This window comes from Bacillus sp. WMMC1349, from assembly GCF_013155385.1.
In the GTDB taxonomy this organism is placed as follows: Bacteria; Bacillota; Bacilli; order Bacillales; family Bacillaceae; genus Bacillus.
Genome location: NZ_JABJUQ010000007.1, coordinates 483,707 through 496,937 on the forward strand (window position 1 = coordinate 483,707; position 13,231 = coordinate 496,937).

Below are 13,231 nucleotides of genomic sequence, written 5' to 3' on the forward strand. Positions count from 1 at the left end.
ACTGCTCATAAGCAGTGTTTTTTTCTGTAAAAATACCAACATTGGTTCAACAGTTTAATTTGGTCATGATTTTTTTCATAAAAAGCTTTTTGCATTTGGTTTTTGAGCCAATTTGGCATTGTTTATCCCTCCTGAGGCTCTGATATATTTAAGTTTATGCGGACTAGAAATTGTCCCGTTCGGTTTTTTTCAAAAGAGAGGTGAATTCACTAATGGACGATCAACAACTACAAAAACTGACACAGCAGCTGTCCTTGCAATATTTTCATAAGCCTTTTCAACATAAGGCATACTTTAATCAACGACTTAAAACAACAGGAGGAAGATATTTACTTCATTCCCATCATATCGAGCTCAATAAGAAATATTTAACAGAATATGGTCAAAAAGAACTTGAAGGTATTATTAAACATGAACTTTGTCATTACCATCTTCATTTAGAAGGTAAAGGTTATCAACATCGGGATCAGGATTTTAGAGCCCTCTTAAAGAAAGTCGGAGCGCCGAGATTTTGTACACCATTGCCGACTATGAAAAAAACGACACGAAAAACGAGAACATATGAATGTAAAGAATGTGGCCAATCATTTTTAAGAAAGCGTGCTATGGATATAAATCGCTATGTTTGTGGGAAATGCGGCGGAAAAATAAAAGAAATTGTAAAAAAGGGTTGACGGATACAGCTTGTCTATGATAAATTATAAAAGCCGTCGCAATAATATCATTCAAACAAATTGTCCTTGACACATTTTGTCGCTGAATTTATAATAAAGAAAGTCTGATTTATTCCACAGTAGCTCAGTGGTAGAGCTATCGGCTGTTAACCGATCGGTCGCAGGTTCGAATCCTGCCTGTGGAGCCAATGGAGAAGTACTCAAGTGGCTGAAGAGGCGCCCCTGCTAAGGGTGTAGGTCGTGTAAGCGGCGCGAGGGTTCAAATCCCTCCTTCTCCGCCATAAGAAATGAAACATAAGGCCCGTTGGTCAAGCGGTTAAGACACCGCCCTTTCACGGCGGTAACACGGGTTCGAATCCCGTACGGGTCATTTCATAGATTTGTTGGGCTATAGCCAAGCGGTAAGGCAACGGACTTTGACTCCGTCATGCGTTGGTTCGAATCCAGCTAGCCCAGCCATTTTATTTTTTATTTTGAGCCATTAGCTCAGTTGGTAGAGCACGACCGAATATGCTTCGGAGAATTTGCTTCAGCGTACACATCGAGAGACATCTTGAAAAAGCTTTCTGAGATGTGGACGTCGTTACGTTTAGATTAAATCTAAAGGTGTCATTTAATCTTGAGCCATTAGCTCAGTTGGTAGAGCACGACCGAATACGCTTCGGAGAATTTGCTTCAGTGTACACATCGAGAGACATCTTGAAAAAGCTTTCTGAGATGTGGACGTCGTTACGTTAGGTTAAATCTAAAGGTGTCATTTAATCTTGAGCCATTAGCTCAGTTGGTAGAGCACGACCGAATACGCTTCGGAGAATTTGCTTCAGCGTACACATCGAGAGACATCTTGAAAAAGCTTTCTGAGATGTGGACGTCGTTACGTTAGGTTAAATCTAAAGGTGTCATTTAATCTTGAGCCATTAGCTCAGTTGGTAGAGCATCTGACTTTTAATCAGAGGGTCGAAGGTTCGAGTCCTTCATGGCTCACCATGTTATATGCGGGTGTGGCGGAATTGGCAGACGCGCTAGACTTAGGATCTAGTGTCTTACGACGTGGGGGTTCGAGTCCCTTCACCCGCATTTTAAAATCTTATACGCGGTCGTGGCGGAATGGCAGACGCGCTAGGTTGAGGGCCTAGTGGGTGAATAACCCGTGGAGGTTCAAGTCCTCTCGGCCGCATACTAGTAATCCCAAGGGTTGCCCTTGGGATTTTGTTATTTGTTCGATTATTTTATTTTTTTACTCCACTTTTACTCCAGTTACTTAAAGTAAGTCGTCTAAACGGTCAGCCATTACCCTTTGTTTGTTTGGGAAAAGGTGTCCGTAAACATCAATTGTGGTTTTTATAGAAGCGTGCCCTAAACGTTCTTTTATGGTTGCATAATCTTCCTTCTGATGTATCAGTAAAGCGACATGAGAGTGCCTTAAATCGTGTAATCTGATTGGTTTAATGGAACCTCTCTCACAAATTTTTTTAATACGTCTACTAAATACATCTTTTGAAGGAGGCAGGTCTTTATATTGAAATATATAAATGTTTTCTGAATACTGAATATTAAGTTGTTCGAACAACTTCCTTTGTTTTTCTTTCCATTGATCTAATAGGCTAATTAACTTTGGATTAACACTAATCCTGCGAATAGAGTTTTTTGTTTTTGGTGTCGTAATCTTATATTCACCTTTGTTAAAAGACAATGATTTATAAACATTGATTTCTCTTCTGAATTTATCCAAGTCTGTCCAGTTTAAAGCAAGCATTTCACCGCAACGCATACCTGTTAAGTAACTTGTTGTGTAAAAGGCTTTAAATAAAAATTCTTCTTCGATATCTAATAAATGCTTGAAATGACGGGATTTTGTAATAGATAATAACCTTTTACTGTATTGAGGATCGGTCCAATAGTGAATATCCCCTTAGCTCCTTTGGCAGTGTACCAGAGATACCAAGGGTTCAAGTCCCTCGGTGTATTGTCAGTTATTTTGTTTTTTGTGCCCACATAGTGCCCATTTTTCTAACCCCATTGGGATTTAGTTATTTAATCGATTATTTTATGTTTATACTCCACTTTTACTCGAGTTACTTAAAGTAAGTCGTCTAAACGGTCGGCAGTTTCCCTTTGTTTGTTTGAGAAAAGGTGTCCGTAAACATCAATTGTGGTTTTTATAGAAGCTTGTCCTAATCGTAATTGTTATGTAATTTTAAACCATGTTTTAAAGTTTACTAAATAGGTATTATTGCGGAATGGATTTTTCACGAATAGACATTTTGATTGGAAAGATCCACATGAGTTGACAATCTGCAGATAAATTAGAAAAAATTAAATGATATGTTTATAATAAAAATTATCTGGACATGTTTACACAATCCATAGCTCAAATATTCTTTTAATCGACCTCCTTTAAACTTGTGGAGAGAAAATCTTATTGAAGATGGGATTCATATTGGGGAATCAGAATATTATATTTTTGGAAAAAATATAGGGGTGAAGTTTGTGAAAAAAAGAAAGTGGACCATAATATTGATTCCGATAGTCATTTTAGCTCTCATTTTTGTTGTTTTTTATGCAATCTACGACCAAAAAGATCTTTATAAAGGTACAAGTAAAGATGATAATTGGAGAGTATCAATTGAAAAATCAGAAAAAACATCTATTGGACCGAACTATTTTCTTAATTTATATTGGCAAGGCAGTGAAAATAATAAGAAAAAAATTACGGTTAAAAACATTAAATTGATAGTTGATGGGGAAGTATATGAAGAGAATGGTCCATACAATCTTTCAGAATATACAGGAGAACATTTTAAAGATGGTGGGGAAGAACCTGATCATATTTCAACTTTTAGCTATATGCTAGAAGAAGATATTAAAGATCATCAATTAGAGGTAAAAATAGAGTGGAACGATAAATCAAAAGACAAAACAACTGTCTTTAAATTAGAGCAGAAGAGTTTATTTGACATAACGTTTTAAAGCCAAGAAGTCTATTAATATTTGGTTAAACACAGTGCCCATTTTGTGCCCAAAACAAATACAAAATGGTGAAAAAACATGTAATCAGTAATTTCAAATGCTTGAAATAACGGGGTTTTGTAATAGATAATAAGCTTTTACTGTATTGAGGGCCTAGTGGGTGAATAACCCGTGGAGGTTCAAGTCCTCTCGGCCGCATATTAGTAATCCCAAGGGTTTGAGTGCCCTTGGGATTTTGTGTATACTCAAATTTTCGTTTTGGTCAGTGCCCAAAAATGCCCACTAACTTAAAGTAAGTCGTCTAACTAATCTTTCAGTTCTTTCTGTTTACTGTAATATTCATATTCTATAGACTTGTCATAAAATAGAATTTATATCTGTGTATCTCTTATAAAGTCAAATAAATCGTTCTCTATCTTATACCTTACGTTATCAATCTTCTTATTATTTATCTAAGAAAACGTTTTAAAAAAATAAAAATTTAATATTTACTTTTGAATAAGAATAAAGTAATATTTCCTTGTGCATATAATAACAGGTTGAAGCGGTAAAAAAAGAGGTTGTTAGATGAAAAATGTTATTTTTAATTTGATATTAGTTTTGTTTTTATTACTAGTAGGATGTTCAAATAACTACAAGGAAATTACTCTTTCAAAAAGTGATTGCCAAAAAAATTGGGCACTTTGCTCTATTTCTCCGAATGGAAAAACCAAACTTTATTCTTCTCATGACCCTATAAAGGTAGCATTATTGGATAGCGGGGTTAGCCACTCTCTGCCGATTTTTAAGAAGAGTTCAATAACTACATATGATGCTATAACCAATAAACCTACCACCACGGATTCTTTAGGTCATGGTACAGCCGTAGCTAGTATTATTATGGCTCCCCCAAATAAGCATACAGTTCAAGGAGTAGCCCCCAAAGTAAAATTGTTCGATGTTAAGGTACTTAACGATAAAGGGGGTGGTGATGTTAATGATGTAGTTGATGGAATTAATTGGAGCATTAAGCAGGACGTTGACATAATTAATCTCAGCTTTGGATTTCAAAAAGATGATCATAGATTAAAAAATGCTATTAACAAAGCAATTGAGAACGACATTTTAGTAATTGCTTCTGCTGGCAATACATTGGGTCTTTCAACTGATTATCCAGCAAGATATCAAAATGTTATATCTATTTCTTCTATTGATAAAAAATTAAAGAGAGATCCATTAGCTGCAAAAGGTAAGATAGACTTTGTCGCACCGGGGGTTCAAATTCCTGTTTTTACGCCTAAAGGTGAATTAAAAACCGTTAATGGAACATCTTTTGCAACAGCTTATGTAACTGGTGTGGTATCAAATATCCTATCTGAAAATCCAGAATTTGAAAGGGAAGATGTCTTAAAGGCTTTAAAGAACACAGCAAAAGATTTGGGGAAGAAAGGCCCTGATAAAGAATATGGTTATGGGTTAATTCAATATAACTAGTACATAGGAGGAAAGATTAATTTGAAATATTTCGTTAGCTTTTTGGTAGCCATTTTTGTATTCTATAGCTTAGGGACTGATGTTACTTCAGCTTCAACAACGCAGCTTGAATCCACAAATGAAGAAGTAATTGATAATGAGGAAATAAACTCTGAAACAGAAGAGATATTTGGTGAAACTGTTGATGGAAATAATGTTGAGATAAATTCCGAAATCGATGGTGATAAAGCAACTGTTGAAACTGATATTGCAACAGATGACTTATCTGTTGACGGGGAATTAGAATTAGATTTAGAAACTGGTGACATGGTAGTTACTGCAGAAGCAGAGAATGAATCAGGAGAATTACCACAAAAAGAATTTGAAGTTCAACTACATGAAGTTGATGGGGATGATTTCACTGCTACATTGAAAGATGTCGAAACAGGAGAAGAGTTTGAAGTAAATACTACCCAATTACAAGCATCATGGTATCCAGTGATTATTATTGCTATACATGTAGCTAGATATGGTATAAAATATGCAATGAAAAAATTCGGTAAAACTGCCGTGAAAAAAGCTACTAAAAAATATGGAAAGAAAGCTACTGCGAAAGATTTAAAGAAATTAAAATTTAGAAATGCCGATTTATTTGATGAACATTACAAAAAACACAAGCGTGAATATGGAAATATATCTAAAAGTAAATATTTAAAAAAGGCTCAAGCTCTAGCAGGAACTACAGGAAAACATATACTTACTAAAAAACGCAAAAATGGAGATATTTTAAAGTACAATACAAAAACAAATGATTTTCTTTCAATGACTAAAAATGATGTCATAAAGACATTTTTTAAACCTAAAAGAGGTAAGGCGTATTTTAAAGAACAATAAAAATCAAGAGGTGCTTAAATGAGAAGTTATACTTGTCCTGTTTGTGGTTTTAATGGGTTAGATGAACCACCATATGATGAATACAATATAGGATCATATGATATTTGTCCATGTTGTAATTTTGAGTTTGGTTATAGTGAAGATCATGATGTGAGGTTAGGCTATATTGTCACTCCAGATCATTTAATTGAGGCTGCATTTCAATTGTATCGCAAACAATGGATTGAGGCTGGAATGAAAATTCAAACCCCTGAAAATATTCCAGAGGAATTAAGAAATGGTGATAGCTTAAAACCTGAAGTGTTGTTGAAACAACTGAAAAGCTTGAACCTTAATTTAAATAATTTTGATATCGATGGTTTTAATGAATAATAAAGCAAACCCTAATTTTCACATTAGATAACCCTGTAGGAAGTTTTTCTATGTAGGGGCTCGTTTTAGCTTTCATTGATTTAAAAAAGGTTGGCGATTTGGATTTAGAAAGGTTCTTATTGTCAGCCTTCTCAACAGAACAATAAAGTGAAATTTCAACGGTCTGAAAAGCCTATACTTGCTTCTTGCAACTACTTATCCAATAAAAAACTTACTCCATTTTTACTCCATAAATAATGAAAAACAAACAAATTGTGAGTAATGTAAAGAAAAGAGTGCAATGAAAACAAGCTTTTGTAACAGATAATAAGTTTTCAATTTATTGAGGGCCTAGTGGGTGAATAACCCGTGGAGGTTCAAGTCCTCTCGGCCGCATACTAGTAATCCCAAGGGTTTGAGTGCCCTTGGGATTTTGTGTATACTCAAATTTTCGTTTTGGTCAGTGCCCAAAAATGCCCACTAACTTAAAGTAAGTCGTCTAACTAATCTTTCAGTTCTTTCTTTTTACTGTGATACTCACAAAAAAGAACTTGGTAATATTTCTAAATCTCAATATTTGAAAGCACGAACTTTTTTAGGAAAAGCCACTAGCAAAACAGTGCTTACAAAAAGAAGTAAGAAAAAATTTAATGGTAAATACCGATACTATAAATATAATAAAAAGACCAATGAATTCTTATCAGTCGAACGACAAGAAGGTAGGGATGTAATTATGACTTATTTCAAGCCAAAACACCCAAATAAACAAAAGGGTTATGATTATTATAAGAACCAATAAATAAAAAAAGTGAGAGAAAAGAGGGATTAATTGTGGGGAATAAACTTTATAGATGTATAGTGTGCGGGTATAAAGGGTTAACAGAAAATCTTTTGTATAAGGGTGAGTACCAACAAACTTTTGATGTTTGTCCATGTTGTGATTTTGAGTTTGGCTACAGTGAAGATCATGATGTGAGATTAGGCTATATTGTCACTCCAGATCATTTAATCGAGGCTGCATTTCAATTGTATCGCAAACAATGGATTGAGGATGGAATGAAAATTCCAACCCCTGAAGATATTCCAGAGGAATTAAGAAATGGTGATAGCTTAAAACCTGAAGTGTTGTTGAAACAACTGAAAAGCTTGAACCTTGATTTAAATAATTTTGATATCGATGGTTTTAATGAATAATAAAGCAAACTTTGTCACACTAGATATCTTGTAGGAAGTATTCCATGTAGAGCTTATTTTAGCTTCTATTAATTAAAAAAAGGTTGACGATTTGGACTGATTTAGAAAGGTTCTTATTGTCAGCCTTCTCGGGTTAGGGTACTGAGAACCTAGCCGAAAGAACTCCACAAAAACACCAAAGTTCCAATGTTTTAAATGATAAGAAGGCATTAAATAGGCAACCTCAAAACTTATTGAAGACAGATCAACAAAACAATTTATCCAAAAAACAAGGAAATAATGATGAAAAGATAACAGATGAGAATCCGAGTTCTAATATTGATACGACTAAAGAGAATAATAATTCGAGATATTCGCCTGTATTACAGGATATAAAAAGTGAAACTGACCAACCTGACCTAAAAGAATTTGGTGAAAGAATTCAGTTGAATGATTCACAGAATAGGGTTGAAGATCAGAGCAATACTGCTGTTGCTGTACAAAAGAAACAAGATGGTGATCAAGTAAGAAAAGCACCAAATGTAGAAGGTAACATAATGGAAACTGAAAGTACAAACCGATTTTTCACAGGAGATCATAAGGGATTAAAAAGTAAAGCAGGCAAACGCCTGCTTTAAATTTGATAAAAAAACTGAGTTTTTCCCCGACTTTTCATTTATTCTTTACTTGGTGATAACGTCAAGTCTCCATATTCATCTTTAATAGCTTTAGTAGTCGCTTTGAAGTTATACTCATCGCCATCTTGTTCAATTTCAAATACAAGGGGCTTTTCCCCATCTTCCTCTAAACTAATTTCATCTTTGTTGATTTTATAGGTAAACCCTTTAGAAAGACTCCCCAACTTGATAGTAAATTTATTTTTACTGAATTCAGCTGTAAATGATTCGCCATTTGTAGAAACCACATTCCACTTTTTAGATTGCAAGTCATCTGCTGTGTTTTTACCGCAAGCACTTAATCCCAAAACTGCTGTGACTATTAATAAAACATAAATGATTTTTCGCATCTTCTTCTCCTTTTTTCATGAACTGGCCGTTTTAAAAGTAAACTCTTTTTTCTTAAAATGAAATTATTTATCAAAAAAACATTTTAAAAACAACAAACAAAAAAACTTTAAATCGACCATGTGAACAACAGTAATTATTGTAACTAATTCTTTGAATGTCATCAAGATCTATTTCTTTTAAAGATGGTGGGGAAAAACCTGATCATATTTCAACTTTTAGCTATATGCCAGAAGAAGATATTAAAGATCATCAATTAGAGGTAAAAATAGAGTGGAACGATAAATCAAAAGACAAAACAACTGTCTTTAAATTAGAGCAGAAGAGTTTATTTGACATAACGTTTTAAAGCCAAGAAGTCTATTAATATTTGGTTAATTACAGTGCCCATTTTGTGCCCTAATACAAAATGGTGAAAAAACACGCAATACATAATATAAATAACGGTTGAGGGTCCAATAAGTGAATATCCCCTCAAGGTTCAGCCCCTTTGGCAATGTACCAGAGATGAGGCTGTCCTGAAAGTCGTGTGGATGAATAAAAATTGGGGAATTTGCTCGCTTTCCGCGGGCGATCCGCGAGTCTCCTCGGAGCTCGTTCCTTGCTCCTATGGGTCTCGCCTGGCTCGCTGTTTCCGCAGGAGTCTCACAATTCCCCTTAATTTATTAAAGGACTTTTTAGACAGCTCCATTTTTTGTTAGGCTATAAATTATTCGTAGACTTTAATCGTCATTCTCCACGGAAGCTAGTGTCTAGACGTTCCATGCAATTTACATCGTCTTATGAAAACGGCAATATGTGAATTCGGAAACCATGTAAAGGTCGGGACTCAACTCTATTATAATGTTTAAGAGTTTTATTTATTTAAAATAGGTATCTTATCAAGCAAATTTTTTAAATAAATAGAATCCCATGGTAAGTGCTCGGTTATTCCTAAGCCAACTATATCTGTTTCTTCAGATAGTTCTTCAATCAGATGAATCAGTTGAGGTATTTGCATTGTTCCCTCAGGAGAATAATTTACAGGTACTTCAGGGTTGGCAAATAATATAGAACGAAATGTCTGTGGGTCAAGTACGTCTAAATCAAGGTGAATAGCTAGGTGCTTAATGTTGCTTTCGTTAAGCCACTCTTTTATAGATCCAGTACTGTTTATTAATTCTTTAGTTCCAGCGGTTTTAATACCTAGTCTTTGAATCACTTCGGTGTCTTGTTCTACCGGAGCGATACCTAGTCTTTGAAACTCTTCTGACATCACTTTCGTTTCTTGTTCTGTAGGAACTACTAATCCCGCGATAAAGACATTTTCAGGTTTAAGTGGGATTTTCACATGTTTTGTGAACTCCTCATCTCCTTCACCTAAAAGATTTCCGAGAGGTAATGTATGTCCATTATCATACCCGACATATCTGACTAAATCACTGTGAGCATCGATCCAAATTAAACCTAACTCTCCATCGTATCGTTCGTTTAAATAGGCAAAAGGGGCTTGTTCGACTAAGCAGTCACCGCCAAACACGACAATGCGATCTGGCTTATGAGCATCAATTATATGATGAGCAGATTTTAATTGTTCAAGCAATTGTTTTCTCCCATTCATACCGTTCTCGTTTTCAAGTGGGGTTCCATCATAAGTTTGAACTGGAACCTTAATAAGGGGATGGTCATTGTCTGGAGCTAGCCAAGCAAGCAGTTCGGCTCCAAATGAGTAGTTAGGATTGTTTCCACCTTGCCATTGTGGCATTAAAAGCCGTATTGTTTTAGTCATGTTTTTCTCTCCTTTACTTTAAAGTATGGTTAGTATAAACTGAACGCAACTAAAATAGTAGTACGCACTTTTTTGATAGGTGCTACCTGAAAGGATAGTGTAATTATGGGTATGGCTGAATATAAAGGGAAAATTAAAAATATTCAAGATACGCCTTTTGGTTATACAATGTCAGTTATAGGAGGAAAATGGAAGATGGTTATTATTTACCTTCTAGCAGAAAACCAACCAATTCGCTTTAATGAACTAAAAAGACAGATAGGAGATATTACATATAAAACATTGAGTTCACATCTAAAAGAATTGGAAGCGGATGGTCTCGTGAAACGTAAGGAATATCCTCAAATTCCCCCTAAAGTTGAGTACAGTCTCACAGATAAAGGTGAAACTTTATTACCGGTTTTGGAAGGATTATGTGAGTGGGGCGTAAAAAACCAAAATACCTGATTGTTTGTATATGACAAAAAAGATAAATAGGTTAATAGATCATTAATCTGTCAGTTGTCCTCTGTTGTTAATAAGGAAAAGAGAGTTTATGAAAAAAAGAAAATTAATCATTATTCCAATATTTTGTTGTTTAAATTGATGTATGCCATAAACGTTGTGCAATTGTTATGTCATTTTCTAATGCGATTGTGGTTGGGGCGTGAGATCTATGCCCGCTTTTCGTCTTCTATATCTGTTATTGCTAACCGGATTTTTCTCATGGTGGAGATGAATTGTCGTGAAAAAACACGAGTCATTCAAAACTAAAACCTCAGTTTCATTAATTTTTTGAAGTCACAGCAAACAAAAAATGTGATATTATTAAACGATATTTCCTATTAAAGAAAAAATCAACATTTTTTGGAGGCTGCTTCAATGGAAGAACACTACAAATACCCGATCATTTTTATAGGAAGTATTTTACTAGTCACTTTAGTGATATTCGGAGCCTTTAAATTATTTGATTATAGTCGTTCGGAGGATATCCCTGAATGGGAAGGGAAGAGTAAGGGTCAGAATTGGGAAGTAATTTTTAAAAAACATGATGATCATTCAAAATATAGCGGAGATTTATATTGGATTGGAAGTAAGAAAAATATTGAAAAAACTTACTTAAAACAATTGGTTATCAAAATTGATGATGAAATCGAACTTGATTCTAAAATTGAAATACCTATGAAAGATTATTCCGGAGGCACTACTAAAAATGGTGACCTGAATGAAGAATCAGTTTCATTTTTATCATTTACAGAGTTATCACAATTAGAAGGGCATACAATAACAGTTTATCTAGAGTGGAGACAAGGGAATAAGAGCTGTGATACTCAGTTTACTCTTGAGAAAAAACCGTAAAGATTTTTCAGTGCCAGTGCTCAAACTAAATAAACATGTAATCTATAATTTCAAAAGGGGTTTTCTAACAAAGCATTAGTGCTACATCATCTTTGATATTGTGGAGTCTGCAAATGGCAATAAAAAAGTGCTGACCTCTGCACAAAACCGTTGCGCGAGTCTGCACTTTTATTCTGCAAGATACACGGCCCCTTATCACATTATAGAGAGTATATTTAATCCGTTCTTAGCCGTGCTGATACTTGGCTTTTAGAAACCTTTTTTAAGTGGCTAAAACCAACAAATTGTTTGCCTTCTTCATCCCATAGGCGGAACTTTAACGACTTAAGGCTTGTTGCCAGTGTAATGGTCGGAACATTTTGCAATGGTTCAGTGTTGTTATGCACTTTTTCAAGCTTATAGTTTGGAATTCTCGGACTTAAATGATGAACATGATGGAAACCGATATTGCCTGTTAGCCATTGCAAGACTTTTGGAAGCTTATAAAAAGAACTTCCTTCAACTGCTGCTTTTACATATTCCCAATGCTCATCTTCTTCAAAATAAGAATCCTCAAACGTATGCTGAATATAAAACATCCAAATTCCAAGGGATCCTGATATCATAAAAATTGGAACCTGCACTAGCAAGAAGTTTTGCCAGCCAATAGTCCAACATAAAAGTGCTGCCAAAGCGACGATCCCCAGGTTCGTTACATACGTATTCATCCGTTCTTTGCGTTTTGCCCCTTTACGATTAAAACGATTGGTAACCCCGAAGACGTAAATCGGTCCAATAATAAACATAACAACCGGATTTCTGTACAAACGGTACATTATTTTTGTCTTAGTTGAGGCTTCCTTATATTCTTCAACGGTCAGTACCCAAATATCGCCTGTACCGCGTTTGTCCAGGTTGCTGCTTGTTGCATGGTGGACAGAATGGTCGTGTGCCCAATGATCAAGAGAATGCAGAGTTAAAATTCCTGTTATTGTTCCAAGGATTCGATTCGCCTTTCTGTTCTTAAAAAAGGAGTAGTGACAGCAATCATGAAAGATGATGAAGGTTCTCACTAAAAAACCCGCCGCAACGACAGAAATCGCTAATGTAAGGAAATAAGAAATCGACAAGTACTTATATGCCAAACACCATAACAGAAAAAATGGTACCAATGTGTTAATGATTTGACAAATACTTTTTTGTAAATCGGACTTTTCATAAGGAGTAACCAGTTTTCTCAAAGTCCTTAGGTTTTGTTCTTGCATTTTTTAAAGTTCCCCCTTCCCTAATGATCTTAATCTAAGTATAGAAAACGTTTTTTGCCTTTGATGTCCCAACTGCTGTATATATAATAAGTATCTTTCCCATTCCTCTGTGAAATTATTGGAAATGTAAGAATGATTTCAAAAGTGGTAATGAAGGAAAAGGATTTTATGAGCTTCTTATATGATGAGTGACCATTTAGAAACATCTGCAGAAATAAAGACTTACCAGTGAACAGCCTGTATTTAAAAGAATATCTTGCACTGAAACAAGAAACAGCTGAGCTGTTTATAGAAGTTTTTAACAATCAATCATGAATTACTGTTCATCAAAGAATTTCACTG

15 protein-coding genes, 7 tRNA genes and 2 pseudogenes are annotated in these 13,231 nt (G+C 34.9%); 18 read left to right on the forward strand and 6 right to left on the reverse strand.

The features are described 5' to 3' along the window. Window positions 1–5: 5 nt before the first annotated feature. Window positions 6–119, reverse strand: coding sequence for a cortex morphogenetic protein CmpA (gene cmpA / locus HOO54_RS04965; RefSeq protein ID WP_172291952.1), 114 nt, complete (start codon window positions 117–119; stop codon window positions 6–8). A gap of 93 nt (window positions 120–212) precedes the next feature. On the opposite strand from cmpA, the gene HOO54_RS04970 reads away from it, so the two are divergent. The 8 genes from HOO54_RS04970 (at window position 213) to HOO54_RS05005 (ending at window position 1,851) form a co-directional block, all read left to right on the forward strand. After that, window positions 213–674 carry a SprT family protein gene (locus HOO54_RS04970; RefSeq protein ID WP_172291950.1) on the forward strand — a complete coding sequence of 154 codons (462 nt, stop codon included), beginning with the start codon at window positions 213–215 and terminating at the stop codon, window positions 672–674. Window positions 675–787: 113 nt separating this feature from the next. Continuing rightward, window positions 788–862, forward strand: a tRNA-Asn gene (locus HOO54_RS04975). Between the two features lie 2 nt (window positions 863–864). After that, window positions 865–955, forward strand: a tRNA-Ser gene (locus HOO54_RS04980). Between the two features lie 17 nt (window positions 956–972). Next, window positions 973–1,044 (forward strand) — tRNA-Glu (locus HOO54_RS04985). Window positions 1,045–1,058: 14 nt separating this feature from the next. Then, window positions 1,059–1,133: transfer RNA gene (locus HOO54_RS04990), tRNA-Gln, on the forward strand. Between the two features lie 452 nt (window positions 1,134–1,585). Continuing rightward, window positions 1,586–1,661: transfer RNA gene (locus tag HOO54_RS04995), tRNA-Lys, on the forward strand. An 8-nt stretch (window positions 1,662–1,669) separates the two neighbouring features. Then, a tRNA-Leu gene (locus HOO54_RS05000) sits at window positions 1,670–1,751 on the forward strand. 16 nt (window positions 1,752–1,767) lie between these two features. Next, window positions 1,768–1,851, forward strand: a tRNA-Leu gene (locus HOO54_RS05005). A gap of 84 nt (window positions 1,852–1,935) precedes the next feature. Here HOO54_RS05005 and HOO54_RS05010 read toward each other — a convergent pair. Next, on the reverse strand, window positions 1,936–2,580 hold the full coding sequence (locus tag HOO54_RS05010) for a site-specific integrase (protein ID WP_172291984.1): 645 nt from the start codon (window positions 2,578–2,580) through the stop codon (window positions 1,936–1,938). Window positions 2,581–2,753: 173 nt separating this feature from the next. Next, window positions 2,754–2,855: pseudogene (locus HOO54_RS24090) on the reverse strand (hypothetical protein); the annotation flags it as partial. Between the two features lie 309 nt (window positions 2,856–3,164). On the opposite strand from HOO54_RS24090, the gene HOO54_RS05015 reads away from it, so the two are divergent. The 7 genes and pseudogenes from HOO54_RS05015 to HOO54_RS05040 all read left to right on the forward strand — a co-directional run bounded on the left by HOO54_RS05015 (window position 3,165) and on the right by HOO54_RS05040 (window position 8,152). Further along, the gene (locus HOO54_RS05015; RefSeq protein ID WP_172291948.1) at window positions 3,165–3,644 is read left to right on the forward strand and encodes a DUF4944 domain-containing protein; all 480 of its coding nucleotides are present in this window, start codon (window positions 3,165–3,167) and stop codon (window positions 3,642–3,644) included. 567 nt (window positions 3,645–4,211) lie between these two features. Further along, on the forward strand, window positions 4,212–5,117 hold the full coding sequence (locus tag HOO54_RS05020; protein ID WP_172291946.1) for a S8 family peptidase: 906 nt from the start codon (window positions 4,212–4,214) through the stop codon (window positions 5,115–5,117). 21 nt (window positions 5,118–5,138) lie between these two features. Then, window positions 5,139–5,990 (forward strand): SAR2788 family putative toxin, encoded by an 852-nt coding sequence (locus HOO54_RS05025; protein ID WP_172291944.1) that lies wholly within the window; start codon window positions 5,139–5,141, stop codon window positions 5,988–5,990. 18 nt (window positions 5,991–6,008) lie between these two features. Beyond that, complete coding sequence (locus HOO54_RS05030; protein WP_172291942.1) at window positions 6,009–6,362, forward strand: hypothetical protein; 354 nt, start codon at window positions 6,009–6,011, stop codon at window positions 6,360–6,362. A 514-nt stretch (window positions 6,363–6,876) separates the two neighbouring features. Beyond that, a pseudogene (locus HOO54_RS23820) lies at window positions 6,877–7,140 on the forward strand (SAR2788 family putative toxin); the annotation flags it as partial. Between the two features lie 32 nt (window positions 7,141–7,172). Beyond that, window positions 7,173–7,535 (forward strand): hypothetical protein, encoded by a 363-nt coding sequence (locus HOO54_RS05035; RefSeq protein ID WP_172291940.1) that lies wholly within the window; start codon window positions 7,173–7,175, stop codon window positions 7,533–7,535. 233 nt (window positions 7,536–7,768) lie between these two features. Beyond that, entirely contained in the window at window positions 7,769–8,152 is a 384-nt protein-coding gene (locus HOO54_RS05040; protein ID WP_172291938.1) for a hypothetical protein, read from the forward strand. Window positions 8,153–8,190: 38 nt separating this feature from the next. On the opposite strand, the gene HOO54_RS05045 is transcribed toward HOO54_RS05040, so the two are convergent. Continuing rightward, window positions 8,191–8,541, reverse strand: coding sequence for a lipoprotein (locus HOO54_RS05045; protein ID WP_172291936.1), 351 nt, complete (start codon window positions 8,539–8,541; stop codon window positions 8,191–8,193). 155 nt (window positions 8,542–8,696) lie between these two features. Here HOO54_RS05045 and HOO54_RS25105 point away from each other — a divergent pair, with 155 nt between their 5' ends. After that, complete coding sequence (locus tag HOO54_RS25105) at window positions 8,697–8,888, forward strand: DUF4944 domain-containing protein (RefSeq protein WP_172291934.1); 192 nt, start codon at window positions 8,697–8,699, stop codon at window positions 8,886–8,888. Window positions 8,889–9,395: 507 nt separating this feature from the next. Here HOO54_RS25105 and HOO54_RS05055 read toward each other — a convergent pair. Beyond that, window positions 9,396–10,307, reverse strand: coding sequence for an arginase family protein (locus HOO54_RS05055; RefSeq protein ID WP_172291932.1), 912 nt, complete (start codon window positions 10,305–10,307; stop codon window positions 9,396–9,398). Between the two features lie 105 nt (window positions 10,308–10,412). Here HOO54_RS05055 and HOO54_RS05060 point away from each other — a divergent pair, with 105 nt between their 5' ends. Together HOO54_RS05060 and HOO54_RS05065 are read left to right on the forward strand one after the other, a co-directional pair. Then, window positions 10,413–10,754, forward strand: coding sequence for a winged helix-turn-helix transcriptional regulator (locus HOO54_RS05060; protein WP_172291930.1), 342 nt, complete (start codon window positions 10,413–10,415; stop codon window positions 10,752–10,754). 414 nt (window positions 10,755–11,168) lie between these two features. Beyond that, window positions 11,169–11,645, forward strand: a complete 477-nt coding sequence (locus tag HOO54_RS05065) for a DUF4944 domain-containing protein (RefSeq protein WP_172291928.1) — start codon at window positions 11,169–11,171, stop codon at window positions 11,643–11,645. A 215-nt stretch (window positions 11,646–11,860) separates the two neighbouring features. On the opposite strand, the gene desA is transcribed toward HOO54_RS05065, so the two are convergent. Further along, a complete protein-coding gene (desA, locus tag HOO54_RS05070; RefSeq protein ID WP_172291926.1) occupies window positions 11,861–12,889 on the reverse strand; it encodes a Delta(5) desaturase DesA in 1,029 nt (342 codons plus the stop codon). Window positions 12,890–13,231 lie beyond the last annotated feature (342 nt).